25 protein-coding genes are annotated in these 26,904 nt (G+C 68.9%); 3 read left to right on the forward strand and 22 right to left on the reverse strand.

The window, feature by feature from the left end:
* Positions 1 to 106: 106 nt before the first annotated feature.
* From glpK to ACHAAJ_RS02030, 3 genes are all read right to left on the reverse strand, one after another.
* Positions 107 to 1,624 carry a glycerol kinase GlpK gene (glpK, locus tag ACHAAJ_RS02020; protein WP_435726180.1) on the reverse strand — a complete coding sequence of 506 codons (1,518 nt, stop codon included), beginning with the start codon at positions 1,622 to 1,624 and terminating at the stop codon, positions 107 to 109.
* A gap of 42 nt (positions 1,625 to 1,666) precedes the next feature.
* A complete protein-coding gene (locus ACHAAJ_RS02025; RefSeq protein ID WP_435726181.1) occupies positions 1,667 to 2,395 on the reverse strand; it encodes an MIP/aquaporin family protein in 729 nt (242 codons plus the stop codon).
* 94 nt (positions 2,396 to 2,489) lie between these two features.
* Complete coding sequence (locus tag ACHAAJ_RS02030) at positions 2,490 to 4,241, reverse strand: glycerol-3-phosphate dehydrogenase/oxidase (RefSeq protein WP_435726182.1); 1,752 nt, start codon at positions 4,239 to 4,241, stop codon at positions 2,490 to 2,492.
* 156 nt (positions 4,242 to 4,397) lie between these two features.
* On the opposite strand from ACHAAJ_RS02030, the gene ACHAAJ_RS02035 reads away from it, so the two are divergent.
* Positions 4,398 to 5,480, forward strand: coding sequence for a sugar-binding transcriptional regulator (locus ACHAAJ_RS02035; protein ID WP_435726183.1), 1,083 nt, complete (start codon positions 4,398 to 4,400; stop codon positions 5,478 to 5,480).
* Positions 5,481 to 5,490: 10 nt separating this feature from the next.
* Positions 5,491 to 6,360 (forward strand): alpha/beta fold hydrolase, encoded by an 870-nt coding sequence (locus ACHAAJ_RS02040; protein WP_435726184.1) that lies wholly within the window; start codon positions 5,491 to 5,493, stop codon positions 6,358 to 6,360.
* On the opposite strand, the gene ACHAAJ_RS02045 is transcribed toward ACHAAJ_RS02040, so the two are convergent.
* The 13 genes from ACHAAJ_RS02045 to pyrR all read right to left on the reverse strand — a co-directional run bounded on the left by ACHAAJ_RS02045 (position 6,357) and on the right by pyrR (position 21,134).
* Positions 6,357 to 8,396, reverse strand: a complete 2,040-nt coding sequence (locus tag ACHAAJ_RS02045) for a primosomal protein N' (protein WP_435726185.1) — start codon at positions 8,394 to 8,396, stop codon at positions 6,357 to 6,359. The two genes, ACHAAJ_RS02040 and ACHAAJ_RS02045, sit on opposite strands and share 4 nt — an antisense overlap.
* 11 nt (positions 8,397 to 8,407) lie before the next feature.
* A complete protein-coding gene (metK, locus tag ACHAAJ_RS02050) occupies positions 8,408 to 9,613 on the reverse strand; it encodes a methionine adenosyltransferase (RefSeq protein ID WP_435726186.1) in 1,206 nt (401 codons plus the stop codon).
* Positions 9,614 to 9,622: 9 nt separating this feature from the next.
* The gene (locus ACHAAJ_RS02055; RefSeq protein WP_435726187.1) at positions 9,623 to 10,960 is read right to left on the reverse strand and encodes a bifunctional phosphopantothenoylcysteine decarboxylase/phosphopantothenate synthase; all 1,338 of its coding nucleotides are present in this window, start codon (positions 10,958 to 10,960) and stop codon (positions 9,623 to 9,625) included.
* 11 nt (positions 10,961 to 10,971) lie between these two features.
* Positions 10,972 to 11,238: a DNA-directed RNA polymerase subunit omega gene (gene rpoZ, locus ACHAAJ_RS02060; RefSeq protein WP_435726188.1), complete on the reverse strand. Its 267-nt coding sequence runs from the start codon at positions 11,236 to 11,238 to the stop codon at positions 10,972 to 10,974.
* A gap of 45 nt (positions 11,239 to 11,283) precedes the next feature.
* Positions 11,284 to 11,862: a guanylate kinase gene (gene gmk, locus ACHAAJ_RS02065; protein ID WP_435726189.1), complete on the reverse strand. Its 579-nt coding sequence runs from the start codon at positions 11,860 to 11,862 to the stop codon at positions 11,284 to 11,286.
* A gap of 7 nt (positions 11,863 to 11,869) precedes the next feature.
* Positions 11,870 to 12,208, reverse strand: coding sequence for an integration host factor, actinobacterial type (mihF, locus tag ACHAAJ_RS02070; RefSeq protein ID WP_435726190.1), 339 nt, complete (start codon positions 12,206 to 12,208; stop codon positions 11,870 to 11,872).
* Positions 12,209 to 12,311: 103 nt separating this feature from the next.
* Positions 12,312 to 13,169, reverse strand: a complete 858-nt coding sequence (pyrF, locus tag ACHAAJ_RS02075) for an orotidine-5'-phosphate decarboxylase (RefSeq protein ID WP_435726191.1) — start codon at positions 13,167 to 13,169, stop codon at positions 12,312 to 12,314.
* Positions 13,162 to 16,458 (reverse strand): carbamoyl-phosphate synthase large subunit, encoded by a 3,297-nt coding sequence (carB, locus tag ACHAAJ_RS02080; RefSeq protein ID WP_435726192.1) that lies wholly within the window; start codon positions 16,456 to 16,458, stop codon positions 13,162 to 13,164. Before carB ends, pyrF begins: the two co-directional genes overlap by 8 nt.
* Complete coding sequence (gene carA / locus ACHAAJ_RS02085; protein WP_435726193.1) at positions 16,458 to 17,648, reverse strand: glutamine-hydrolyzing carbamoyl-phosphate synthase small subunit; 1,191 nt, start codon at positions 17,646 to 17,648, stop codon at positions 16,458 to 16,460. Before carA ends, carB begins: the two co-directional genes overlap by 1 nt.
* Positions 17,645 to 18,193 (reverse strand): PH-like domain-containing protein, encoded by a 549-nt coding sequence (locus ACHAAJ_RS02090; RefSeq protein WP_435726194.1) that lies wholly within the window; start codon positions 18,191 to 18,193, stop codon positions 17,645 to 17,647. Before ACHAAJ_RS02090 ends, carA begins: the two co-directional genes overlap by 4 nt.
* Entirely contained in the window at positions 18,193 to 19,536 is a 1,344-nt protein-coding gene (locus ACHAAJ_RS02095; RefSeq protein ID WP_435726195.1) for a dihydroorotase, read from the reverse strand. Before ACHAAJ_RS02095 ends, ACHAAJ_RS02090 begins: the two co-directional genes overlap by 1 nt.
* Before the next feature lie 15 nt (positions 19,537 to 19,551).
* Positions 19,552 to 20,532, reverse strand: coding sequence for an aspartate carbamoyltransferase catalytic subunit (locus ACHAAJ_RS02100; RefSeq protein ID WP_435726196.1), 981 nt, complete (start codon positions 20,530 to 20,532; stop codon positions 19,552 to 19,554).
* Complete coding sequence (gene pyrR, locus ACHAAJ_RS02105; RefSeq protein ID WP_435726197.1) at positions 20,529 to 21,134, reverse strand: bifunctional pyr operon transcriptional regulator/uracil phosphoribosyltransferase PyrR; 606 nt, start codon at positions 21,132 to 21,134, stop codon at positions 20,529 to 20,531. The genes ACHAAJ_RS02100 and pyrR overlap by 4 nt, the downstream gene beginning before the upstream one ends.
* A gap of 95 nt (positions 21,135 to 21,229) precedes the next feature.
* Between pyrR and ACHAAJ_RS02110 the strand changes: the two genes are divergently transcribed.
* Entirely contained in the window at positions 21,230 to 22,441 is a 1,212-nt protein-coding gene (locus ACHAAJ_RS02110) for a PrsW family intramembrane metalloprotease (protein ID WP_435726198.1), read from the forward strand.
* 59 nt (positions 22,442 to 22,500) lie between these two features.
* Here the strand turns inward: ACHAAJ_RS02110 and nusB are convergent, their stop codons facing one another.
* From nusB to aroC, 6 genes are all read right to left on the reverse strand, one after another.
* On the reverse strand, positions 22,501 to 22,911 hold the full coding sequence (nusB, locus tag ACHAAJ_RS02115; RefSeq protein WP_435726199.1) for a transcription antitermination factor NusB: 411 nt from the start codon (positions 22,909 to 22,911) through the stop codon (positions 22,501 to 22,503).
* A complete protein-coding gene (efp, locus tag ACHAAJ_RS02120; RefSeq protein WP_435726200.1) occupies positions 22,911 to 23,471 on the reverse strand; it encodes an elongation factor P in 561 nt (186 codons plus the stop codon). Before efp ends, nusB begins: the two co-directional genes overlap by 1 nt.
* 98 nt (positions 23,472 to 23,569) lie before the next feature.
* Positions 23,570 to 24,073, reverse strand: coding sequence for a tetratricopeptide repeat protein (locus ACHAAJ_RS02125; RefSeq protein ID WP_435726201.1), 504 nt, complete (start codon positions 24,071 to 24,073; stop codon positions 23,570 to 23,572).
* The gene (aroB, locus tag ACHAAJ_RS02130) at positions 24,070 to 25,161 is read right to left on the reverse strand and encodes a 3-dehydroquinate synthase (protein WP_435726202.1); all 1,092 of its coding nucleotides are present in this window, start codon (positions 25,159 to 25,161) and stop codon (positions 24,070 to 24,072) included. The genes ACHAAJ_RS02125 and aroB overlap by 4 nt, the downstream gene beginning before the upstream one ends.
* Complete coding sequence (locus ACHAAJ_RS02135; protein WP_435726203.1) at positions 25,161 to 25,688, reverse strand: shikimate kinase; 528 nt, start codon at positions 25,686 to 25,688, stop codon at positions 25,161 to 25,163. Before ACHAAJ_RS02135 ends, aroB begins: the two co-directional genes overlap by 1 nt.
* Positions 25,688 to 26,887: a chorismate synthase gene (gene aroC, locus ACHAAJ_RS02140; protein WP_435726204.1), complete on the reverse strand. Its 1,200-nt coding sequence runs from the start codon at positions 26,885 to 26,887 to the stop codon at positions 25,688 to 25,690. Before aroC ends, ACHAAJ_RS02135 begins: the two co-directional genes overlap by 1 nt.
* Between the last annotated feature and the right edge of the window lie 17 nt (positions 26,888 to 26,904).

The following is a 26,904-nucleotide window of genomic DNA, read 5'->3' on the forward strand; positions in this document are numbered from 1 at the left end:
GGGCTGCCGTACGGGGCGCGCGGTGTACTCAGCGCACCCCGTACGGCGGGGTAAGTAGGGACTTCCGTTCCATGTAGGGATCTTACCCCAGTCGCGGAGGCGGACGTCAGCGCACGTCGTCGTCGATCCAATCGAAGGTGCGCGTCACGGCCTTTTTCCACAGTCGCATCTGGCGATCCCGCTCCTCGGGGTCCATGCGGGGTTCCCACCGCTTGTCTTCCGACCAGTAGCTCTCCAGCTCCCCGAGGTCCTTCCAGAACCCGACGGCGAGGCCGGCGGCATACGCGGCGCCCAGCGCCGTAGTCTCGATCACCTTGGGCCGGACCACGGGCACCCCGAGAAGGTCGGCCTGGAACTGCATCAGCGCGTCGTTGGCGACCATGCCGCCGTCGACCCTGAGCTCGGTCAGCGCGACTCCGGCGTCTGCGTTCACGGCGTCCAAAACCTCGCGGGTTTGGAAGGCGGTGGCCTCCAGCGCCGCGCGGGCGATGTGGCCCCTGTTCGCGAAACGGGTCAGGCCCACGATCGCGCCGCGCGCATCCGGGCGCCAGTAGGGCGCGAACAATCCGGAGAAGGCCGGGACGATGTACACGCCCCCGTTGTCCTCCACCGTGGTCGCGAGGGTCTCGACCTCCGGAGCCGTCGAGATCATGCCGATGTTGTCGCGCAGCCACTGGATGAGCGAACCGGTGACAGCGATGGAGCCCTCGAGCGCATAGACGGGCCTCCCGTCGCCGAGCTTGTAGGCAACGGTGGTGAGGAGCCCGTTTTCGCTGCGGACGAGCTCCTCGCCGGTGTTGAAGATCAAGAAGCAGCCGGTGCCGTAGGTGTTCTTGGCATCGCCCTTCCCGAACGCGGCCTGCCCGAACGTTGCCGCCTGCTGATCGCCGAGGATGCCGGCGACGGGAACCTCGCGCAGCAACTGTGAACCGTGGACCTCCCCATAGACCTCGGACGAGGACTTGATGGCCGGCATCATCGAGCGTGGAACGCCGAAGTCGGCGAGGATCTCCTCATCCCAATCGAGGGTCTTCAGGTCCATAAACAGGGTGCGTGACGCGTTGGTCACGTCAGTGATGTGGACACCACCGTCGGTGCCGCCCGTCAGGTTCCACGTCACCCACGTATCCGTGTTTCCGAACAGGAGCTCCCCACGTTCCGCCTGCCCGCGGGCGCCGTCAACGTTGTCGAGGATCCACTTGATCTTCGTTCCGGAGAAGTACGTCGCCAGCGGCAGTCCGACCCGGTCCTTGTAGCGGTCAACGCCGGCGTCCCCGGCAAGCTCGTCGACAATCGGCTGGGTCCTCGTGTCTTGCCAGACAATGGCGTTGTAGACGGGTTCGCCCGTGGTCCTGTTCCAGACCACCGTGGTTTCGCGTTGGTTGGTGATGCCCACCGCGACGATGTCGTGCCGCGTCAGGTTGGCCTTGGACAGCGCGCTTCCGACGACCTCCCGGGTATTTGCCCAGATTTCGGATGGGTCGTGCTCCACCCAGCCGGCCTTCGGGAAGATCTGCTCGTGTTCCAGTTGTCCGGTCGAGGCGATCCGGCCCTCGTGGTCGAACACGATGGCCCGTGTGCTGGTGGTCCCCTGGTCGAGCGCGATCACGTATTTCTCACTCATGTGCTTCACCTTTCGTTGTCACTTCGTTGTGTTGGGGAGGTGTTAGTAGAGGGCGCCGGCGGCGAGTCCGGCTGCCGCGCCACCGAGGAGCGGTCCGACGACGGGGACCCATGAGTATCCCCAATCGCTGCTGCCCTTTCCCTTGATGGGCAGCAGCGCGTGGACGATGCGCGGGCCGAGGTCGCGCGTCGGGTTGATGGCGTATCCGGTGGGCCCGCCGAGGGAGGCGCCGATCCCGACGACCAGCAGAGCCACCGCCAGCGGACCCAAGCCCGAAGGCGTCTGCCCGAAGGAAGCAATCACGAAGACCAGCACGAAGGTACCGATCGCCTCGGTGGCCAGGTTCCAGCCGGGGTTCCGGATTCCGGGGCTCGTGGAGAAGACGGCGAGTTTGTTGGCGGCTTCCGGCTCGGCGTCGAAGTGCTGCTTGTACGCGACCCAACACGCGGCGGCTCCGAACATGGCGCCGGTGAGCTGCGCGCCGAAATAGGCCAACATGTTCAGCATGGTCTTGTCCACGCCGGGTGCGAACTCGGCGGCGTCGCCGTTCGCCATGAGGCCCACGGTCACCGCCGGGTTCAGGTGGGCTCCGGATGCCGCCGCGATGTAGACGCCGGCGAAGACGCCGAGCCCCCAGCCGAAGTTGACCAGCAGGAATCCTCCGCTGTTTCCCTTGGTGCCCGCCAGCGCGACGTTGGCGACGACGCCGCAACCGAGCAGCAGGAGCATGGCGGTGCCGAACATCTCGGCGCTGAATATGTGTAGAGACATCATTGACTCCTCGTGGTTTTTCCCGCGGCCACCGGATGTGGGGCGGGCGTGCGGGTGCCGCGGATGACTCCGCGGACCCCGGCGTTTCGGGGCGCTATGCCGGTTGGTGGCTGCCCTGGTGCGGGGCCAGCCCCCGACGCGTGCCGTTCCCGCCCAGCTGCGTGCGGTGCAACCGGAGCAGGGTGTCCTGCGCGTGTTTGATTTCATCCCGGGTCGTTTCGTCGTCCCACGCGAGATAGCGCGCCAGGACGCCCGCGGTTTCCTCCAGCATTTCCCTGGTCACTAGCCCGCGGAAAGCCAGCGAGGTGCGGCGGATGAAGATGTCGATCAGGCGGGTGGCCTGCTCCTGGGCCACGAAGTAGCCGAGTTCGCCGACCGTCAATTCATCGGTGGCGTTCAACGGGGCGTCGTTCGGGCCGCAATGCTCCAGCACGGCGTCGGCGCGCGTTCCGTGCCGCTCCAAGAGGATCTCCAGCCGACGGCGTTCCGCCAGGGAGGCCCGGGCGGCGAACCACTCCCCCAGCGACGCCGCGTCTTTCGGGTACCCGCGTCCGCCGCCGATGGCGAGGTCCTTCGTCGACACGGAACGCCGCTGGCCGGACTCCGAGAGGACGTCGCCGGCCAGGTGCTCCGCAAGCGCCCGGAAAGTGGTCCACTTCCCGCCGACGAGGGTCAGCATCGGCACTCCGTCGCCGAGCGTGCTTCTCTCGATGCGGTAGTCCCGGGAGACGAATCCGGGCTGCGTGCCATCGTGGCGCGGGAGCGGCCGGACGCCCGAAAAGGTGTGGACGATCGCATCGCGGCCGACTTCCAGGGCGGGGAAGACATGGTGGACGAGGTCGAGGAAGTAGTCGATTTCCGCATCCGTGCACACGGCGTCCCGGCTGATGTCGGCCTCGATGTCCGTCGTGCCCACCAGGACGCGGTCGCCCAAAGGATAGATCAGCACGATCCGTCCGTCCCTGTGCTCGAAGAAGATCTCGTTCCCTCCCGTCGCCTCCAGCAGTGCCGGGTGGTCCAGAACGATGTGGCTGCCCTTGGTTCCGCCCATGTGGGTCGTGGGCTTGCCGACCGACGCGTTGGTCGCATCCGCCCACGCCCCGGTCGCGTTGACGACCGTTCCGGCGCGGAACCTGAACTCCTCCCCCGTGATTTCGTCTCGCAGGACCACTCCCTCGGCTTCGTGGCGGGCCAGACTGAGGTAGTTGCTGGCACGCGCAGCTGGATTCGCCTCCAACCCCGACCTCAGAACGTCGAGTGTGAGCCGCTCGGGGTTGTGCACGGAGGCGTCGAAGTAGGTGGCGGTGTACTTCACGTCCCGGCGCAGCTGGGGTAGCGCCGCGAGGGATTTCCTGCGTCCGTGGAAGGTGTGCCACGGCGTGTTGCGGGCCGTGGACAGGCCGGCGAAGCAGTCGTACATCACCAGGCCGGCCTTGATCAGCGCCGCGCCGCGTTCGGTGGGACGTCCGCTGCGGTGCGTCAGGAATCGAAGCGGCGCGCTGAGGATCCCGGAGAAGGTGGAGAAGACGGGAATCGTGGTCCGCAGCGGTTTGACATAATGCGGCGCGATGGACAGCAGCCCGTTCCTTTCGGCAACGGACTCCCGCACCAACCTGAACTCCCCGTTCTCCAGGTATCTAATGCCGCCGTGGATCATGTGGGACGAGGCGCCCGATGCCCCTTGGCAGTAGTCGCCGCGTTCCACCAGCGCCACGTCGACGCCTTGCAGCGCCAGATCGCGGAAAGTGGCGACGCCGTTGATTCCGCCCCCGATGACGAGCACGGCCGCCTCGGGACGGTCCTTGAAGTCCTGTACTTGCTGGCGGATTCGGGTGTTTTTGGGCACGCTGGGTCCTCACTGACATGGCTTTGGGGTTCTTGGCGGGGGACGTGTTCCCGTCCCGCATGAGTAGTCTTGGGAAAGGTGGACCAACACGTCAATGCGTATGCACGAATGTGCACTAATTCCAGGAACGGGACAGATTATGAGCGGCGACACACCATGAACGACGTCGGAAGTGGACGGATCGACCACGGGCGGCGGCACCCGCGCAGCCAGGGACAGGACGCCGATGTTTTGCGTGCCGCCCAGCTCTACTACATGCAGAACCTGACCATGGACGCCATCGCCCGCGAGCTGCGCGTGTCGCGGTCCACCGTGTCGCGGCTCCTGGGCAGGGCGCGCGAAACCGGGGTCGTGAGTTTCGTGGTCAACAAGGCCAGTTCGCCCACGCCTGAGTTGGAGCGTCGGCTCGCGGAGCGGTACGGGATCACCGTTCATGCCGTGCCCACCGATCGGGAGCTGAGCGAGGCGGACGTCCTGGAACGGGTCGCGGTGCATGCCGCCGGGATCCTGACGCGGCTGGTGGGTTCCGACATGATCATCGGTGTGGCCTGGGGCTCTACCGTCAGCGCGATCAGCCGCCACCTCAAGCCGCATCCCACCCGCGGAACGGTCGTGGTGCAACTCAACGGATCCGGAAACGTGCAGTCGTCCGGCATCGCCTACGCCTCAGACATCCTGCAACGGTTCGGCGCGGCATACGGCGCCCGTATCGAACAGTTTCCCGTCCCGACGTTCTTCGACGACGCGCACACGCGTGAACTCATGTGGCGGGAACGGTCCATCACCAGGGTCTTGGATCTGCAGCGGCACATGGGGCTCGTCCTGTTCGGGCTGGGCACCGTAGACGCCGATGTCCCCAGCCACGTCTACCGGGGCGGCTACCTCACTCCGCGGGACCTCGAGGAAATCCGCGCCCGGGGCGTCGTGGGCGACGTCGCCACCACGTTCTTCACGGCGGACGGGGCGACGGATGCCATCGAATTGAACCGGCGATCCACCGGGCCTCCACTCGAGGTCCTGCGTCGTGTCCCCCGCAGGGTGTGCGCCGTGGCGGGCCGCTCGAAGGTACCGGCCCTCGCGGCGGCACTCGGCATGGGGCTGATCACGGATCTGGTCCTCGACGAGGCGGCGGCCGCGGAGCTCGCGGAGATCGCCGACGATCGGCACAACGACAACGACAACGACAACGACAACGACAACGACGATGGCGACCACGGCCACGGCCCCGGCTCCCGCTAGGGTGGATTCCATGTCTTCCCGCCCGGACGCAACACTGGTCAGCACACACCGCATCCTGGGGGCGGACCTCAGGTGTTGGACCTACCCCGCCGCTGGCGCCCCCGCGGGAACCATCCTGGCCGTCCACGGATTCCGTGGCGACCACCATGGGCTCCAGCTCCTCGTCGACGCGCTGCCCGAGTACGCCGTCGTCGTGCCCGACCTGCCCGGTTTCGGGGACTCGACGCCGATGCGCGGCACGGCGCACGACGCGGCGGGGTACGCCGTAGCCGTCAGGGAACTGGCAGGACAGCTCGGGCTGGGGCCCTCGACGACCCTGCTCGGGCATTCGTTCGGAACCCTCGTCGCCGCCCGCCTGTTGGCCGACCATCCGGGGTCCTTCCGCCGGCTGGTGCTGGTCAACCCCATCTGCGAGCCCGCGCTCGAAGGGTCCAACGCACTGATGTCCAAGGCGGCCGGCGTCTTCTACGCCGTCGGTTCCATGCTCCCGGCCGCGCTCGGCGAACCGCTTCTGCGTTGGAGACTCATCTCGGACCTCATGAGCCTGGCCATGACCAAGTCGCGCCACCGAGCGGTGCGCTCCTACGTCAAGGACCAGCACCGCCGCTACTTCAGCCGCTTCAACGGCCGGGACACGCTGCGCGAAGCCTATGCGTCCTCCATCAGCGGCACGGTGCTGCAAGTCGCGCCCCAGATCCCCGTGCCGACCCTCCTGGTCGCCGGCGCGCTGGACGAACTGGGGTCCGTCGCCGGCCAAAGGAGGCTGGCCGCGGGCTTCCGCTCCGCGGACCTGCGGGTCATCGAGGGGGTGGGCCACCTGATCCACTATGAGAAACCGTTGGAGGCCGCCGGCCACATCCGCGAGTTCCTGACGCGTTAGAGGACACCGTCGGGATCCACGCGCACGTTGACCACCGGATCGCGCTGGGCGGAGGAGACGGCCCGTTGCTTGCGCAGTTCGGCCGTGACGGCCGCCCCGTCGGCGTAGGGATAGAAGATGATCCACCGGTGGTCCCCGTCCTCCTCGATGACGGGGCCGTTCGTGCGCGCCGACGGGGGAAGGTCGAGCGAGGCCACGAAGCGGTCCGTCGCCGTGGCCGGGCCCGTTACGACGGCGGTGCGGACCGCGGGCGGCAACCCCAGTTCGCGTCGTTGGGCCAGCTCGCGCTCCGCGAAGACCGCCGGGTCCCAGCGCACCATCGCGCTGAGGGGATCCGAGGCGACGGCGGCGACCACCACGACTCCCCCGTCCTTGGAGGATCGGGCCAACGAGGCCGCTGCAAGCCAGCGGTGGAGCACGTCCTCGCCGGTGCGCAGGCCGTCGCGGGCCAACATCCGGTCTCCGTCCAGCAACAACACGGCGGCGTAGCCGCCCTCGGCGACCGGTTCGGCGCCCGGTGTCGCCACCACGACGGCGGGGCCCGGACCCACCCGCTCTCGGGGCTGCGCGCCCGTCGCGCTGACCACCGGCGCGCGCGGGAAGGCCCGGCCGAGCTCCTCCGCGGTCCGGTCGGCCCCGATGGTGCCGGCGCGCAGGCGGTGTCCCCCGCATTCGGGGCAGGTCCACACCGGCATCTGGACGCCGCACCAGCGGCAGGCGGGGACCGAACGCGCATCGCCGTATCCCAGCGGGCCGGCGCATTCCGCGCATCGCGCGCTTTCCCGGCACCGTTCGCAACGCAGGGCGGGAACGAAACCGGTACGCGCCACCTGCACCAGCACCGGCCCCGTGGACAGGGCGTCGGCGGCGGCCTTCCATGCGACCTGGGGCAGACGCGCGGCGTGCAACAGGGGGTCGCGCTCGGCCTGGTGCGAATCCGACGACGCGAGCACCCGGGGCGCGGCCGCACGCAGGGCCGCGCGCGGCGCGGCGAGCTCGGACGCCCACCCGGTCAGGACCAGCCGCTGGGCCTCGGCGCTACGGCCGTGCGCGGCGATGAGCAGTCCGCAGCCGGCCTCCCCCGCCCGGAGCAGGAGCGTCTCGCGGACATGGTGGTAGGGCGCCCTGGGTTCGGCGTGGCTCGAGTCGTGGTCCTCCCACAGCACGAGCAGACCGAGGTCGCCCACCGGAGCGAATGCCGCGGAGCGCGTGCCAACGGCCACCCTGACCTCGTTGCGCGCGGCGCGCAGGAAATTGCGGTAGCGCGGCGTCGCGCCGTCGTCGGCGGTGAGCCGGGCGTAGGAATCGGCGCCCGGCGTCGCGTCGAGTGCGTCGGTGAGGCGGCGCAGGTCGCGGGCATCGGGTACGACGACGACGGCGCCGCGTCCGGAGCGCACGCAGGCCGCGACCGCGCCGGCCAGCAGCGCGGGCCAACCGCCGGGCTGGTTGGGCAGCACGCTCAGGACGGCGCGCGGCGAATCACCGGCGGCGAGGGCCGCCGTGAAGTCGGTGCCGCCGTCGTACGCGGCGAAAGGGTTCGCCGCGGTGTCGGGTGGGGTGTCGGGCACGGTGGCTGGGACCGCGCCCGGGAGGCTTTCGGCGGCGGAGTCGCGGGGCTCGCGCTCCACGCGGGCCATGCGCGGTGGAACGGCGCTCCGCACGACGTCGGCCACGGTGCCCGCGTAGCGTGCCGCTACGGTCTGGCACAGCCGGAGCACCTCCGGCGTCAGGACCACCTCCGCGGAGACGACCTTGTCCAGCGGTTGCAGCCGGACGCCTGGCTCCGCGTCCGCGCGGCGCTCCACGATGAACCCGGGCAGGTCCTGTCCGCCGAAACGCGCGCGCACGCGGACGCCGGCGCGCGCCGTCTCGGACAGCGCGGCGGGGACCAGGTAGTCGTAGAAACGATCCAGGTGCGGCACCTGGGTCTCCAGCAGCACGCGCGCCACCGGTAGGACCGCCGCGGCCTCCGGAGTGCCGGGCAACGGCTTGCCGACGTCGAACCCCTGCAGCAGCGAGGGCTGGCGCGCCTCCACGAACGGATCGCTCAGGCGTTGAAGTAGCTGCGCAGGGCGTCCGCGCGGTCCGTGCGCTCCCAGGTGAAGTCCGGCTCCTCGCGTCCGAAGTGCCCGTGGGCGGCGGTCCGCTGGTAGATGGGGCGCTTCAGGTCCAGGTCCTCGATGATGCCCAGCGGACGCAGATCGAAGATCTCGCGGATGGACTCCTCGATGCGCAGCGGATCCACCGTCTCCGTCCCGAACGTCTCCACGTACAGTCCCACGGGCCGGGCGACGCCGATCGCGTAGGCAACCTGGATCTCGGCACGCCGGGCGAGACCGGCCGCGACGACGTTCTTGGCGATCCAGCGCATGGCGTAGGCGGCCGAACGGTCGACCTTGGACGGGTCCTTGCCGCTGAACGCTCCGCCGCCGTGGCGGGCGAAGCCGCCGTAGGTGTCGACGATGATCTTGCGTCCGGTCAGGCCGGCGTCCCCGACGGGGCCGCCGATGATGAACGGTCCGGAGGGGTTCAGGATGATGCGTGTTTCGCTGATGTCCAGATCGGTTCCGGCGAGCACGGGCTTCACCACGAGCTCCATCAGGTCCTCCTGCAGCTGGGGCAGCAGGAGTTCGGTTGCGTGCTGGGAGGAAACGACGACCGTTTCCACGGACACCGGCCTGTCCCCGTCGTAGCCGATCGTCACCTGCGTCTTGCCGTCCGGGCGCAGGAGCGGCTGGAGTCCGGTCTTACGGACTTCGGTGAGACGTTCGGACAGCCGGTGGGCGAGGAAGATGGGGGTGGGCATGAGCACGGCGGTCTCGTCCGAGGCGAACCCGAACATGATGCCCTGGTCGCCGGCGCCCTGCAGGTCCCGCGGATCCTCCTGGATGCCTTCCCGGGCCTCCAGGGAGTTGAAGACGCCGTCGGCGATCTCCGGGGATTGCTGTCCGATCGAGACGGAGACGCCGCAGCGCGCGCCGTCGAAACCGTTTCCGGAGGAGTCGTAGCCGATGTCAAGCAGGGTCTGGCGGACCAGCTGCGGGATCTCGACATAGCCCTTGGTCGTGACCTCGCCGGCCACATGGACGAGTCCGGTGGTGGTGAGTGTCTCGACGGCCACGCGCGAGTCGGGGTCCTGGGCCAGCATGGCGTCCAGGATGGCGTCGCTGATCTGGTCGCAGATCTTGTCGGGGTGGCCCTCGGTGACCGATTCGGAGCTGAACAGGCGCAGGGCGGAATTGTCTCGAGTCACCGAACCACTCTACCGGTTCAGCACGTCCGAAATGACGCCCACGATCCCGGTGGCGACGCGTCCCTTGGGGCCCTCGAATTTGCGCGGACGCGCTCCGTCGGCGGCCAGCACGGTCACCGAATTGTGCTCGGTGCCGAAGACCAGACCCTCGCCGACCTCGTTGACCACGAGGAGTTCACAGCCCTTCCGGGCCAACTTGCTGCGGCCGTGTTCCAAGACGGATCCCTCGGCGTCGCCGGTCTCGGCGGCGAACCCCACGATCATGCGCGGCAGTCGCGTGCGTACCGACTCGTCCGCGCGGCGCCGCACCAGCTCCGCGAGGATGTCCGGGTTGCGCACCAGCTCGATGGTGGGAGTAGTGCCGTCGTCCTGCTTCTTGATTTTGGTGCCGTTGTATGCGGCGGGCCGGAAGTCCGCGACGGCGGCGGCCATGACGAGCACGTCCGCGCCCTCGGCGGCGGCGTTGACGGCGTCGCGGAGCTCCAGGGCCGTGGAGGCGGTGGCCAACTCCACGCCCTCCGGGGCCGGTTGATCCATGTGCGCCGCGACGAAGCGCACGGTGGCGCCCGCGGCGAGGGCGGCCCGCGCGATGGCGCTTCCCTGCTTGCCGGAGGAGCGGTTGCCGAGGAACCGCACGGGGTCCAGCGGTTCGCGGGTCCCGCCGGCGCTGACGACGACGATGCGGCCGGCCAACGGCCCAGTGGCGCCGCCTCGCGGACCCGGTGCCTGCGCGGGGGCGGTTTCCGGTGGGGAGTGGGGATCGGCCGCTGGGAACGGCGCGTCGGCCACCGGGGACGCCGTGGTGCGACCGCCCGAGAGCAGCGGCGCGACGGCGTCGAAAAGTTCCTGTGCCTCGGGCAGTCGCCCGGCGCCGGAATCCTTCCCGGTGAGGCGGCCCACGGCGGGATCGATCACGACGGCGCCGCGCGAACGAAGTGTCTCGACGTTGGCTGCCGTGGCCGGGTGCTCCCACATCTCGGTGTGCATGGCAGGGGCAAAGACCACGGGACAGCTGGCCGCGAGAAGCGTGTTGGTGAGGAGGTCGTTGGCCAGTCCGGCGGCGGCCCGGGCCAACAAGTCGGCCGTGGCCGGAGCCACGACCACCAGGTCGGCCTCCTGGCCGAGCCGCACGTGGTTGACCGTGTCGACCGCGTCGAAGACGTCGGCGGTCACCGGTCGGCCCGAAAGCGCCTCCCACGTGGCCTTGCCGACGAATTCGAGGGCGGAACGCGTGGGAACCACGTCCACGGCGTGGCCGGCCTCCTTAAACAACCGCAGCAGCGACGCGACCTTGTAGGCGGCGATGCCGCCGCCCACTCCAAGGACGATGCGCTGCTGGGTTGCCATCGTTGCGAGGGCTACTCGGCGGGCTCTGCGGCGATGGGCGTGACCTCGAGCATGCCGTCGTTGATCTCACGGAGTGCGATCGACAGCGGCTTCTCGTTCAGCTTGGTGTCCACCAACGGGCCGACGTACTCGAAAAGTCCCTCGTGGAGCTGCGAGTAGTAGGCGTTGATCTGGCGTGCGCGCTTCGCCGAGTTGATGACCAGCGCGTACTTGGAATCGGTGGTCGTCAGCAATTCGTCGATCGGCGGATTGATGATGCCTTCAAGGTTCGTGGACACGAAGCCTCCAAATTCTGTGAGTTGTTCGTCGGTGCCGGTCCGCCGCTACCGCGTGTGCGGCGCGAGGCCCATGTGGGAAACCAGCTCGTCGGCCGCCCGCCGGACGTCGTCGTTCACGATGGTGACGTCGAATTCCGCTTCGGCAGCAAGTTCCAGTTTAGCCGTATCCAGGCGCCGCTGTTGTTCCACCTCCGTTTCCGTGCCCCGGCCGGTCAGTCGGCGGACCAGTTCGTCCCACGACGGCGGCGCCAGAAACACGAATTTGGCCTCCGGCAGGCTCTCGCGGACCTGCCGCGCCCCCTGCAGATCGATCTCCAGCAGGACGTGGCGTCCGGCGTCGACGGCCTCCTGGACCTTCGAGCGAATGGTGCCGTAGCGATTCTGTCCGTGGACCACCGCCCATTCGAGCATGTCGCCGTCGGCGATGAACCTCTCGAAGTCCTCGGGCTGGACGAAGAAGTAGTGCACGCCGTCGCGCTCCCCCGGTCGAGGTGCGCGCGTGGTGGCCGAGACGGAGAGCCAGACCTCCGGGTAGTTGTCTCTGATGTAGGTGGACACCGTCCCCTTGCCAACAGCCGTCGGGCCAGCTAGTACGGTCACGTTCGGGTGGCTCTGCGCCGGCATGGTGTCCTTAGTTCGTTTTTGCCGCGGGAGGCGAATCGGCGAAATGCCCGACCAGTGCCGCCCGCTGTTTTCGTCCCAGTCCCCGCAGTCTGCGGTTGGGGGAAATTCCTATTCGCTCCATCAGGGCCGCCGCACGGATTTCACCGACGCCCGGCACCGACTCCAGCAGGTCGACCACCCGAAGGCGGCCCACGGCCTCGTCGTCCGCCACGAGCGCCAGGATCTGCTGGATGTCCAGACGGCCTTTCCCGAAGTCCTCCTTCACCTGGGCGCGCCGGGTGCGGGAGGTCAGGGCCTTGGCCCGCGCCCTGGCGCGGTCCTCGTCCGACAATGACTTTAGTACCATAGCGCGCACCCCCGGTTGACTAGGAATTCACCGCGATTTCGGCGTTGCTTGAACCGAACCTAGCGAACCATGGGGCCACAATCAATGCCGGGCGGACGTGGGCCTAAAGAAGCTGGTCCCGCACGCGCAGCGCCGCGCCGCGCAGCGAGTCCCGATCCGGACCCGCGCGGAGCACGTCGCGGCTGCTGGTCGCCAACACCTGTGGCCAGCAATCCGCGAACGCCGTCCGGAGGTCCGACGCCGTCGCACCCTGCGCGCCGAAGCCAGGTGCGAGCACGGGGGCGCGGGACGCCGCCAGGTCGATCCCCAGGCGTAAGAGGGCATCCCCGACGGTGGCACCCACGACGAGCCCGGTGGAGCCGAACGGCGAGGCTCCGGCGTTCTCCTCCCCCGTGGACTCGACGATCCGGCGGGCCACCGAATCGGAGCCGCCGACGTGTTGCACGGACGCGCCCTCGGGATTGGAGGTCAGCCCCAACACGAAGACGCCGCGGCCGGTGGACGCGGCCAGGTCCAGGGCAGGGCGCAGGGATCCGAACCCGAGGTACGGACTGAGCGTGACGGCGTCGGCCGCCAGCGGCGAACCGTCGGCGAGCCAGGCCTCTGCGTAGGCGGCCATGGTGGAGCCGATGTCCCCGCGCTTGGCGTCGGCGATGGTGAGCAGACCCGCCTCGCGGCACGCCCGAAGCGTTTCCTCGAGCACGGCCATCCCCCGCGAACCGTGGCGCTCGTACAGGGCGACCTGCGGCTTGATGGCAGCCACGTCGCCGGCGAGCGATTCGACGACGGACAGTGAAAAGGCGCGGAGGCCGTCGACGTCGTCCGCCAGACCCCAGGCGCCGAGCAACGACGCGTGGGGATCGATGCCGACGCACAACGGCCCGTGTTCCGCCATGGCGGCCGACAGGCGTTGCCCGAAGGGAACCCGCCCGTCCGCGCCGCCCGCCGGGCCGCTAGGCATCGACGGCCGCCTTGAGGTTCGCCGCGTGCTCCTGCAAGGACGTGACGGTCCAGTCGAACGAGCGCATCGCCGTGATGGCCTGGATCGCCGCCCCGAATTCGGCGACGGTCGTAATCACCGGGATGCCCACGGACGTCGCCGCGGCGCGGATCTCGTAGCCGTCCCCGCGCGCGTCCCCGCCGGAGGGTGTGTTGAGGATCATGTCGATCTTGCCGTCGGTGATCAGGTCGACGATGTTGTCCTCGCCCTCCGCGCTGCCCTCGCGCACCTTGCGCACCACGGTGGCGGAGATGCCGTTGCGGCGCAGCACCTCGGCGGTGCCGCCCGTGGAGACCACCTCGAAACCGAGGTCGGCCAGGTGCTTGACCGGGATGATGATGGAGCGCTTGTCGCGGTTGGCCACGGAGACGAACACCTTGCCGCTGGTCGGCAGGGGGTTGTTCGCTCCTGCCTGGGCCTTCGCGAACGCCGTGTCGAAGTACTTGTCGATGCCCATGACCTCGCCGGTGGAGCGCATCTCCGGGCCGAGCAGGGAGTCGACGACGCGGCCCTCCGGCGTGCGGAAGCGCGCGAACGGCAGCACGGCTTCCTTCACGGAGAAGGGAGCCTCCTCCGGCAGCGAGGAGCCGTCGCCGGTCTCCGGAAGCAGGCCGTGGACATGGCGCAGGTCCGCGATGGACACGTCCATGCCAATCAGGGCGGCTGCCTTGGCCAACTGCACGCCGGTCGCCTTCGAGGTGAAGGGCACCGTGCGGGAAGCCCGCGGGTTCGCCTCGATGACGTAGAGGATGTCGGATGCGAGGGCGAACTGGATGTTGATCAGGCCCCGCACACCCACGCCGTCCGCGATCACACGCGTCGCCTCGACGACACGCCGGCAGACGTCCGTGCCCAGCGTGATCGGCGGCAGGACGCAGGCGGAGTCGCCCGAGTGGATCCCGGCCTCCTCGATGTGCTCCATGATGCCGCCGACGTACAGGTCGGTGCCGTCGTAGAGGGCGTCGACGTCGATCTCGATGGCGTCCTCGAGGAACCGGTCCACCAACACGGGGTGGTCCTCGGTGATCTCCGTGGCGTTGGTGATGTAGCGCAGCAGGTTGGGCTCGTCGTAGACGATTTCCATGCCGCGGCCGCCCAACACGTAGGAGGGCCGCACCAGCACCGGATACCCGATCTCGTCGGCGACGCGCTTGGCGTCCTCGAAGGAAACGGCGGTGCCGTTCTTCGGGGCGGTCAGGCCGCCGGCGTCCAAGACGCGCTGGAACGCGCCGCGGTGCTCGGCCAGTTCGATGGCCTCCGGCGACGTGCCGAGGATGGGGACGCCGGCGTCGGCGAGGTCCTGGGCGAGCTTCAGCGGGGTCTGGCCACCGAGCTGGACGAAGACGCCGAGGACGCCGCCGGTCTCCTGCTCGGCGTGGATGACCTCCAATACGTCCTCGAGGGTGAGCGGCTCGAAGTACAGGCGGGTGGAGACGTCGTAGTCAGTGGAGACGGTCTCCGGGTTGCAGTTGACCATCACGGTCTCGTAGCCGGCGTCGCGCAGGGCCATCGTCGCGTGGACGCAGGAGTAGTCGAACTCGATGCCCTGCCCGATGCGGTTCGGGCCGGAGCCGAGGATGATGATCGACGGCTTTTCGTGCGTGCCGACCTCGGTCTCCTCGTCGTAGGAGGAGTAGTGGTACGGCGTGTAGGCCTCGAACTCGGCGGCGCAGGTGTCCACCGTCTTGTAGACCGGGCGCACACCCAGGGCGTGACGCACTCCGCGGACCACGGGTTCCGGCGTGTTGGTGAGGGCGCCGATCTGGGCGTCGGAGAACCCGTGGCGTTTGGCCAGGCGCAGCGTGTCCGCGGTCAGCGCACCCGAAGCGCGGATCGTCTCCGCCGTCTCGTTGATCAGGGCCAGCTGGTCCAAGTACCACGGGTCGATCGCCGTCGCCTCGTGGACCTCCTCGATGGACGCGCCGCCGAGCAGGGCGCGCTGAACGCGGTAGAGACGCTCAGTGCTTCCCTTGCGCGAGGACTCCAGCATCTCGGGGATCTCGGCCGCGTCGGGGGCGTCGAAGGCCAGTTCGGCGTTCTTCTGCTCCAGCGAGCGCAACGCCTTCTGCAGCGCCTCGGTGAAGTTGCGCCCGATGGCCATGGCCTCGCCGACGGACTTCATGGTGGTGGTGAGTGTCTTGTCGGCTGCCGGGAACTTCTCGAACGCGAACCGCGGGACCTTGACGACGACGTAGTCCAGGGTGGGCTCGAACGACGCCGGGGTCTTCTTCGTAATGTCGTTGGGGATCTCGTCCAGCGTGTAGCCCAGGGAGAGCTTCGTGGCGATCTTGGCGATGGCGAAGCCGGTGGCCTTCGACGCCAGCGCGGAGGAGCGCGAGACGCGCGGGTTCATCTCGATGACGACGACGCGCCCGGTGGTCGGCTCGATCGCGAACTGGATGTTGCAGCCGCCGGTGTCGACGCCGACCTCGCGGATGACCGCGATGGAGATGTCGCGGAGCTTCTGGTACTCCCGGTCGGTCAGCGTCATCGCGGGGGCCACCGTGATGGAGTCGCCCGTGTGGACGCCCACCGGGTCGAAGTTCTCGATGGAGCAGACGACCACGACGTTGTCGTTCTTGTCGCGCATCATCTCCAGCTCGTATTCCTTCCACCCGAGGATGGACTCCTCCAGAAGCACCTCGGTGGTCGGCGAGTACTGGAGCCCGGCGCCGGCGATGCGGCGCAGGTCTTCGGCGTTGTAGGCCATGCCGGAGCCGAGGCCGCCCATGGTGAAGGACGGACGGACGACGACGGGGTAGTTCAGTTCCTCCACCGCGGCGAAGGCCTCGTCCATCGTGTGCACGATGACCGATTTCGCGGACTCCGCACCGCAACGTTCGACGACGCCCTTGAACTTCTCGCGGTCCTCACCGAGTTCGATTGCCTCGATGTTCGCGCCGATCAATTCCACGTTGTACTTCTCCAGCACGCCGTTCTTGTCCAGGGCGATGGCCGTGTTCAGCGCGGTTTGTCCGCCCAGGGTCGGGAGGACCGCATCGGGACGCTCCTTGGCGATGATCATCTCGACGACCTCGGGCGTGATCGGCTCGACGTAGGTGGCGTCGGCGAACTCGGGGTCGGTCATGATGGTGGCCGGGTTGGAGTTGACGAGGATGACCCGCAGGCCCTCCTCCTTCAGCACGCGCAGGGCCTGCGTGCCGGAGTAGTCGAATTCGGCCGCCTGGCCGATGACGATCGGGCCCGACCCGATGACCAGGACGGACTTGAGGTCTTCGCGCTTGGGCATTAGTTCTCTTCCTTGGAGTCGGACGCGGTGCCGTTCTTGGCCTGGGCCATCACGTCGATGAAGCGGTCAAAGAGGTACGCGGAGTCGTGCGGACCGGCCGCCGCCTCCGGGTGGTACTGGACGGAGAAGGCGGGGATGTCGAGGCAGCGCAGGCCCTCGACGACGTCGTCGTTCAGGCTGACGTGGCTGACCTCAACCCGGCCGAAACGCGACTCGGGCGCGGCCAGCGCGCCGTCCAGCGGCGCGTCGACGGCGAAGCCGTGGTTCTGGCTGGTGATCTCCACCTTGCCGGTGGTGCGGTCCATCACGGGCTGGTTGATCCCGCGGTGTCCGTAGGGCAGCTTATAGGTGCCGAAGCCCAGCGCACGTCCCAGGATCTGGTTGCCGAAGCAGATGCCGAAGAACGGCAGGCCGCGGTCCAGGACCTCACGGAGCAGGAGGACCTGGGCATCGGCGGTGGCCGGGTCGCCCGGGCCGTTGGACATGAAGACCCCGTCCGGCGCGAGCTCCAGCACGTCCTCCACGGTCGACGTCGCGGGAAGCACGTGCACGCGCACCCCGCGCTCGGCGAACCGGTGGGGGGTCATCGACTTGATCCCGAGGTCGAGCGCCGCCACGGTGAACAGCGGCTCGGCGTCCCACCCGCGGTCGGCCGGTTCCACGGTGTACGCGGCGTCGATGCTGACTTCCTCCGCGAGCCGCGCGCCCTTCATGTCGGCTTGGGCGCGGACCTCGGCCAGCAGATCGGATTCCGGGCGGCGCGCGGACTCGCCGGAGAAGACCCCGGCCTTCATGGCGCCGCGTTCGCGGAGGTGGCGGGTGATCGCGCGCGTGTCGACACCCTGGATACCGACCACGCCCTGATCCACCAACTCGTCGTCGAGCGAGCGCTCGGAACGCCAGTTGGAGGGACGCCGCGCGGCGTCGCGGACGATGTATCCGGCGACCCAGATGCGCCGGGACTCGGCGTCGTCGGCGTTCACGCCGGTGTTGCCGATGTGCGGGGCCGTCTGGACCACGATCTGGCGCGCGTAGGAGGGGTCCGTGATGGTCTCCTGGTAGCCGGTCATGCCGGTGGAAAACACGGCTTCTCCGAGGGCGGTTCCGACGGCGCCGTAGGGGCTTCCGCGGAAGACGCGGCCGTCCTCGAGCACCAGGACGGCGGGTTCGGTGGTGGTCTGTGCACTCACTGGGTGTCCTTCTCTTCTGCGGGGATCTTGGGGGTGGTCGTGATGGTGTCGGCGGCGGTGCCCGCGAGGGCCGCGACGGCCGATGCGAGCGGCACCATGTCGGCGGGGCGGCGGGGACGGAATCCGGTGTCCACCTCGCGGTCTCCCAACCGCCAGGAGAGGACCAGCAACCCGTTCTTCTCCACGAACTTTCCGGCCATGCCGGATTCGCGTCGGACGCCGGACAGCTCGGCCCGCCCGATGTAGAGGTTCGGCGCTCCGTTCCGAACGAACAGCAGTCCGTCCGGGTGGACTTCGAGGACCGCATTGGATTTAAGCCCGAGCGAATGGACGGCGATCCGGTCCAACCAGTCCCCCCCCGCCGTCGTGCTGACGTACTGTCCCTCGGCGGACGCGGAGGGAGCCCCGAGGTCGCCGGGCGCGGGCTCGGGCGCGGCGACGTCGGACTGGCGTCGGAGGCGGTTCCGCCACCCAAGCGCGATCAGCAGCACGAGCACGACGCAGATGGCCGCCGTGACCAGGATCGCGGGAAGGTACTGGTTCATCAGAGGGTGCCTTCCGCCGGGCGTGGCGAGTTCAGTTCGCCTTCCAGCACGGTGGGGAAGCCGTGGAAAAACGTCGCCACGACGGCGCCGGGCAGTTCGAGCCCGGCGAACGGAGAGTTGCGGCCCATGGTGGCCATGGCGGCGGGGTCCACGGTCCAACGGGCGGCCGGATCAACCAGGACGAGGTTGGCCGGTTCGCCCGCCTCGAGCGGGCGCCCCTGGTCCTCGACGAGGCCGATCCGGGCGGGAGCAGTTGACGTGACGCGGGCGAAGTCAGCCCATGTCATCATGCCGGTCTCGATCATGGCGTGCTGGACCACGGAGAGGGCCGTCTCCAGACCCGTCATGCCCATGGCGGCCTGGGCCCACTCGCATTCCTTCGCCTCGCTCGGGTGCGGGGCGTGGTCGGTGCCGACGATGTCGATCGTCCCGTCGGCCAGGGCCTCGCGCAGTGCCATGACGTCCACTTCGCGGCGTAGCGGTGGGTTGACCTTGTACACGGGATCGTAGCTGCGCACGAGTTCGTCGGTGAGGAGCAGGTGGTGCGGCGTGACCTCCGCGGTGACCCGGATGCCGCGCGCCTTGGCCCAGCGGATGATGTCCACGCTGCCGGACGTCGAGACGTGGCACACGTGAAGGCGCGAATCTACGTGTTCGGCCAGCAGCACGTCGCGGGCGATGATCGCCTCCTCGGCGACGGCCGGCCATCCGACCATCCCGAGCACGGCCGAAACCTCGCCCTCGTTCATCTGGGCGCCTTCGGTCAAGCGAGGCTCCTGCGCGTGCTGGGCGATCACCCCGTCGAAGGCCTTGACGTACTCGAGCGCGCGCCGCATGATCACGGGATCGTGGACGCACAGGCCGTCGTCGGAGAAGACGCGAACGCGCGCCCGGGAGTCGGCCATGGCGCCCAGTTCGGAGAGCTGTTCGCCCGCGAGTCCCACCGTGACCGCACCGACTGGGCGGACGTCCGCCCAGCCGCTGCGCCGACCCAGGCTCCAGACCTGCTCGACGACGCCGGCGGTATCCGCGACCGGGTTGGAGTTGGCCATGGCGTGTACGGCGGTGAACCCGCCCAGCGCGGCGGCACGCGTCCCGGTCTCGACCGTTTCCGCGTCCTCCCGGCCGGGCTCGCGCAGGTGGGTGTGGAGGTCGACCATGCCGGGAAGGGCGACGAGGCCCGCCGCGTCGATCACCGTGGCGGACGCCGCCCGCGGGTCCGCCGACGCAGCTTCGCCGACCGCCGCGATGGTGCCGCCGCTGAGCAGCAGGTCGGCGGCACCCTCGCCGAGGATGGAGGCGCCACGGATGAGGAAGTCGCCGGTGGTGGTGGTGTTGTTCATGGGTGTCTCCGGTTTCTAGGTCGTGGGTCCGCGGTTGTTGTCGCCGGACAGAAGCAGGTAGAGCACGGCCATCCGCACGGAGACGCCGTTGCGCACCTGGTCCAGCACGGTGGACCGGGACGAATCGGCGGCGCCGGAGGAGATCTCCAGCCCGCGGTTCATCGGGCCCGGGTGCAAGATGACGGTGTCGTGCAAGCCGCGCTCGTCGAGGGCCGCCAGGCGGGTGTCGTCGAAACCCCAGCGACGGGAGTACTCGCGCGTGCTGGGGAAGAACGAGGCGTTCATCCGCTCTCCCTGCACGCGGAGCATCATGACCGCGTCGGGTCCCTGGGCCAGGGCGTCGTCGAGGTCGTAGTTGATGGTGCACGGCCAGGAGCCGGCCCCGACGGGCAGGAGCGTGGGGGGCGCGACCATGGTGACCTCGGCCCCCAGCGTGCGCAGCAACCACAGGTTGGACCGGGCCACACGCGAGTGCAGGATGTCCCCGACGATGACGATCCGCATTCCCGCCAGGTCCGCACCGAGCGACGACCCGCCGCGCACACGCGACCAGTGCCGGCGCAGCGTAAACGCGTCGAGTAGTGCCTGCGTGGGGTGTTCGTGGGTACCGTCGCCGGCGTTGACCACGGCGGAGGAGATCCAGTCGGTGGCGGCGAGCCTTGCCGGCGCGCCGGATGCCCAGTGGCGGATGACGACGGCGTCGGCGCCGATCGCCTCCAGCGTCTGGGCCGTGTCCTTCAGCGATTCGCCCTTGGAAACCGAGGATCCCTTGGCCGCGAAGTTGATGACGTCGGCCGAGAGCCGTTTGGCGGCGGCCTCGAACGAAATGCGCGTCCGGGTGGAGTCCTCGAAGAAGAGGTTCACCACGGTGCGGCCGCGCAGCGCCGGTAGCTTCTTGATTTCCCGCGTCCCGACGGCGGCCATTTCCTCCGCGATGTCCAGGATGCGGATGGCGTCCTCGCGGCCGAGGTCCTGCGTGGACAGGAGGTGCCTCATGCGGGTCCCTCGATGACGACCTCGTTGATGGCCCGGCCCTCTTCCGTATCCGTCTCCTGCAGGCGGACGCGCACCTTCTCGCTGGTGGCGGTCGGGAGGTTCTTGCCGACATGGTCCGCCCGGATCGGTAGCTCGCGGTGGCCCCTGTCCACCAGCACGGCCAGGCGGACGATGCGGGGGCGCCCGATGTCCGCCAGGGCGTCGAGCGCGGCGCGCACCGTGCGGCCCGAGTACAGCACGTCGTCGACTATGACGACCACCTTGCCGTCGATGCCGCCGGGCGGGAGCTTGGTGGGCGACGGCGTCCGGGAGGTTCCGTGGCGCAGGTCGTCGCGGTACATGGTCACATCCAGCTGGCCGACGATGGCCTCGGCGTCGATGTTGCCCTCCGCCTCCGCGATGCGGCGGGCCAGCCGCTGGGCCAGCGGATAACCGCGACGCGGGATGCCCAGCAGCACCAGGTCCCGGGTGCCCTTGTTGCCTTCAATGATCTCGTGGGCGACGCGCGTGAGGACGCGTTCGATATCGCCCGCGGACAATACCGTCCGCGCGTTTTTCGGCTCGTTGACTCCGGGCCGCTGTGTTGCGCCTGCAGTGTCCAAGTTGCCGCCTCCTTCCCCGCCTCACAGGACGGCATTTAAAGGGTGACTGCCTCGTCAAAATTACCACAGGGCCGCATCGACCTAAGCTGGGTGGCATGAGCCTTTCCTCACACGCCGACACCCCGGACGATTCGCGCTCGGCGGTACCCGCGGTACCCCCTCCCTGGCCCGGTCCCCGGCCCGCGCAACCGGTGGCGCCGCTGATGGACCGCCTGGTCAGGTTCGCGGACTCCCGCGCCTCGGCGTCCTTTGTGCTGTGTGTGGGTGCACTGGTCTACGTGGGGAACATCCTCGCCGACAACTTCGGCCGCGACGTTCTGCTTCCGTTGGCGTTCCTGGCGATGGTTCCGTTGGCCATCTGCTTGGCCGGGCTCTGGTGGGTGGACCGTTGGGACCCGGAGCCGAAGAGCGCCGTGGCGCTGGCCCTCATTTGGGGCGCAGGGGCGTCCGTGGGAGGCACGCTGCTGCTGGGCCGCTTCGTCTTCGCGCCGATCGTCGCCGCGACGGACATCGCCGAACCGGGCCTCTTCGGGGCCGTCGTCCAGGCGCCGGTTGTCGAGGAACTGGCCAAGGGCCTGGGCGTGCTGTTGATCTTCCTCGTGCGCGGCTCGCACTTCGACGGCCCGGTGGATGGGATCGTCTATGGAGGGGCCGTTGGCGCCGGATTCGCCTTTACGGAGAACATCCTCTATTTCGCCAGTGCCACCGCGGCCGGCGGCGACGCGGTTGCTGAAATGTTTGTCATGCGGGGACTCTTCTCGCCGTTCGCGCACGTGCTGTTCACCGCGTGGACGGGGTTCGCCCTGGGCCTGGCCGCGTCCCGGGGGCACCGCCGGTGGTGGGTACGCTATTTCATCGTGGGCCTGGTTCCCGCGATCCTCGGGCATTTCCTGTGGAACGGCGGGCTGGCCGTCTTCTTCCCGGATTTCTGGTCGTTCTACGTGCTCCTGCAGGTGCCGCTCTTCATCTGCGCGGTGGTTGCCGTCTGGCTCCTGCGCCGCGCGGAACGGCGCCTGACCGAACGCCGTCTCGGCGACTACCGGAAAGCCGGCTGGTTCACGGACCGCGAGGTCGCGATGCTCTCAACGGCGGCCGGCCGGAGGGCCGCCGCCTCGTGGGCCCGCGGGTACGGCGCCGGCGGCCTGATGCGGGACTTCACGACGACGGCGGTGCGCTTGGCCGCGGAGCGCCACCGGATCGTCCGTGGGCACGGGGTGGAGGCGGCCCAGCGTCAGGAGCAACTGCTGCTGCAGCGTGCACTGCGCCAGCGCCAGCAGTTGCTGGCCCAGGTCGGTGCCCCGCGCTGAGACGAAAAGGCGGGCCGGACCCCGTGGGGTCCGGCCCGCCAGGTCAGCAGTGTCGCGGGCTACGCCAGCAGCGTCGGTTTGAGCTGCTGGATGCGGCCCAGCAGCCCGTTGATGAACTCCGGCGACTCGTCGGTCGAAAGGACGCGGGCCAGGCCCACCGCCTCGGCGACCGCAACGCCGTCGGGCACGTCGTCGTTGTAGAGGAGTTCCCACGCGCCGATGCGCAACACGGTGCGGTCGACCGCCGGCATGCGGTCGAGCGTCCAGCCCTTGGCGTAGGTGCCGAGGATCTCGTCGATGCGGTCGATCTCGGACATCACGCCCTCGATCAGGGTGACGGTGTACTCGTTGACGGTGATGTCGGTGGCCTCACGGCGGAAGCGCAGTGCCTCCAGCGGCGAAACGTCGCGCTGCTCCGACTCGAACAGTATGTCCAGGGCCCGGCGCCGGGCCTTGGTCCGTGCGCTCACTAGTTGACTCGACCGAGGTAGTCGCCGTTGCGGGTGTCGACCTTGACCTTGGTGTTCTGCTCGACGAACAGCGGAACCTGGATCTCGTAGCCTGTCTCCACGGTGGCCGGCTTGGTGCCGGCGGAGGAGCGGTCCCCCTGCAGGCCCGGCTCGGTGTACGTGATCTCCAGGACCACCGAGGCCGGCAGCTCCAGGTACAGCGGGGAGCCCTCGTGCATGGCAATGGTGACGATCATGCTCTCTAGCATGAAGTTCGCTGCGTCGCCGACGATCTCGCCGGGGACGGTGACCTGGTCGAAATCGGACGTGTCCATGAACACGTAGTCGGCGCCGTCCTGGTACAGGTACTGGTACTCGCCGCGATCGACCGTGGCGGTCTCGATCTTCAGTCCGGCGTTGAAGGTCTTGTCGACGAGCTTCCCGGAGCGGACGTTGCGCATCTTGGTGCGGACGAAGGCGCCACCCTTACCGGGCTTCACGTGCTGGAACTCGACGATGTTCCAGAGCTGACCCTCCAGCTTGAGGACCGTGCCGTTCTTGATGTCGTTAGTTGTTGCCACGAGAACTCTCTCTGTTGTCGCCCGGACCCGAAGCCGCGCTGGCGTTCGGCCTCGCCACAGACGGCGGAGGGCAGATTGTCAAAAAACCATCTACAAGTCTACCGTACGGTGGCGGCGCGGCTCTCGGCAGCCTCGAGGGAACGCCGGGCAAGTTCGATTCGGCGGGGAAGGGCGCCGGCCTCGGTGTGGAGCGCGAGCGCCGTGCGGAACCGCTGGATTGCGGCGCGCGGATCGCCCGCGGTGTACTGCAGGATGCCGAGGTACTGGTGGAGCATGGCCTCGTGTCCGGTGCCCCCGAACTCCTCCAGAAGCTTTCGCAACCGCCGGATGGCGCGATCCGTGTCGCCGGACGCGCGGATGACGTCGGCGTCCAGCATGCGCATTCGGATGTTGCTCGGGTCGGCCAGGCGCGTCTCGGCCACGACCTCGGCGGCCGCATGGTGGTCGCCACGGGCTATCAGCACGACGACCTTGTCGCAGGGATCATCGCCCGCCAGCAGTCCGTCGGCGAGTTCCTCGTCGACGACCCGCGGCAGGAGCGTCTCCGGATCGCGGCCGATGCCGGGGACGTTGGTCTCGATCCAATCCGTGCCGCCGCTCACTCGGCGATCTCCTGGTAGGCGGCGAAAAGCAGGGAGGTATCGGGGACCTCCAGGATGCCGGGCTTGGCAAGGCCGTCGAGGACCACGAAGCGCAGCAGGTCCCCGCGGGCCTTCTTGTCGCGGCGCATGCCGTCCAACAACGCGGCCCAACGGTCCCTGCGGTAGGCCACCGGCAGGCCCAGGGAGCCCAGCACCGACTTGTGCCGGTCGGCTAGTTCATCCGGAATGCGGCCAACCGACCGCGCCAGTTCGGCTGCGAACACCAGTCCGATCGAAACGGCGGCGCCGTGCCGCATCGAATAGCGCTCGGCCAGTTCGATCGAGTGGCCCAGGGTGTGGCCGTAGTTCAGGAACTCGCGGCGGCCGGACTCCTTGAGGTCCTCGGACACCACCTCAGCCTTCACCCGCACGGCGCGTTCGATGATTTCGCGCAGTTCGGCGGTCCCGGCCGTGGCCGCTGCCGCCGGATTCGTCTCGATGATGTCCAGGATGGCGGGATCCGCGATGAAGCCGCACTTGACCGCCTCGGCCAGACCGGTGACGAGTTCGTTCTTCGGCAGGGTGTCCAGGGTATCCAGGTCCGCCAGCACCGCGGCCGGGGGGTGGAAGGCACCCACGAGGTTCTTACCCTCGGCCGTGTTGATGCCCGTCTTGCCCCCGACGGCCGCGTCGACCATGCCCAGGAGGCTGGTGGGAATGTGCACCACCTTGACGCCCCGGAGCCAGGTGGCGGCCACGAACCCCGCGAGGTCCGTTACCGCTCCCCCGCCGACGGCGACGATCGCGTCCGACCGCGTGAAGTCGTTCTGCCCCAACACCTGCCAACAGAAGGAGGCAACCTGGATGTGCTTGCCTTCCTCGGCGTCCGGGATCTCGGCGGTGAGGGCCTGGAAGCCCCCCGAATCGAGTTCGGCCTTGACGGTGTCGCCCGTGGCGCGCAGGGCGCGCGGGTGAACAACAAGCACCTTGCGCACGCGCTCCCCGAGGATCTCCGGCAGCCTACCCAGCAGCGCATTGCCGATGACCACGTCGTAGTTCGCCGCCGGCGTCGTTCCGGTGACGGCGATCGTCGTCGCTGTGGTGTTCATCAGGGTTTGCCTCCGTGCTCTGCGGTGCGACGCCGGTAGACGTCGCCAATGGTCGTGGCGATCTGCGCCGGGGTACCGGCGCGCGCGTCCACCGTCAGGCGGGCGCATTCGCGGTAAAACGGTTCGCGGGCGGTGAAGATCTCGGTCCAGCGAGCCAGCGGATCTCCCGCCAGGAGCGGACGCGCCCCGGCATGGCGGATCCGGGGGCCCACGGTGGCGATGTCCGTCTCGAGGTACACCGTGAAGCGCTCGGCGAGCAGGACGCGGTTTTCGGCGTCCAACACGGCGCCCCCGCCGGTGGCCACGACGGCATCCCCCGCCTCGGCGGCCTTCCGCAAGGCCTCGGATTCGGCGGCGCGGAAGGCGGCCTCTCCGCCCGCGGCAAAGATGCCGGGGATGGGGCCGTGGGCGGATTCGACTTCGGCGTCCGTATCGATGAAGCGCACCCGCAGTTGCCGGGAAAGCTCTCGCGCGATCGCGGTTTTTCCGGTGGCCATGGGGCCGACCAGGAAGATCCCACCGCGCATTACGGGCGAACCGTCCCCAATGACTCGGGGATGGCGGCGAGGTACGCGTCCACGTTGCGGCGGGTTTCGGCGACGGAATCGCCGCCGAACTTCTCCAGAACCGCCTGGGCGAGTACCAGTGCCACCATGGCCTCGGCGACCACGCCAGCGGCCGGGACCGCACAGACGTCGGAGCGCTGGTGGTGCGCCTTCGCCTCGTCGCCACTGACGACGTCGATGGTCCGCAACGCGCGGGGCACGGTGGCGATGGGTTTCATGGCGGCACGGACCCGCAGGACCTGGCCTATGCTCATGCCACCCTCGATGCCGCCGGCGCGGTTGGTGGCCCGCTCGATGACGCCGTCTCCGGCGCGGACGATTTCGTCGTGGGCGGCCGAACCGCGGCGGGCGGCCGTGAGGAAACCGTCGCCGACCTCGACTCCCTTGATCGCTTGGATGCCCATGAGCGCGGCCGCGAGGCGGGCGTCGAGCCGCCGGTCCCAGTGAACGTAGGAGCCCAATCCGGGCGGAAGATTGTAGGCGAGGACTTCGACGACCCCTCCGAGGGTCTCGCCTTCCTTGTGGGCGGAGTCGACCTCGCTGACCATCGCGTTGGACGTCTCGCGGTCGAAGCAGCGCAGCGGGTCGTTGTCCAGTGCGACGACGTCGGACGGGCCGGGAAGGTCCGACCCCTCGGGCACGGAAACGGTGCCGACGGACACGGTGTGGCTGACCAAGCGGATGTCCAGTGTCTCCAGGAACGAAGCCGCGATGGTTCCCAGCGCCACGCGGGCCGCCGTCTCGCGGGCACTGGCGCGCTCAAGGACGGGGCGGGCGTCGTCGAACCCGTACTTCTGCATGCCGGTGAAATCGGCGTGGCCGGGTCGGGGACGCGTCAGGGGCGCGTTACGGGCCAGATCCTCCAGGATCTCGGGATCCACGGGATCGGCGGACATGACCTGCTCCCACTTGGGCCACTCCGTGTTTCCGACCTCCACGGCGACCGGGCCGCCCTGGGTGAGTCCATGGCGCACGCCACCGACGAACGTCACCTGGTCACGCTCGAACTTCATCCGGGCGCCACGGCCGTAGCCCAGGCGCCGCCGGGCGAGCGCGTCGCCCACGGCGTCCGTGGTGATGGGTACGCCCGCGGGCAGTCCCTCAAGAATTCCTACCAAGGCGGGCCCATGGGATTCGCCCGCCGTCAACCAACGCAACATGACCTCCATACTGCCAC

This window comes from Arthrobacter arnarulunnguaqae, from assembly GCF_051262515.1.
Lineage (GTDB): Bacteria > Actinomycetota > Actinomycetes > Actinomycetales > Micrococcaceae > Arthrobacter_N.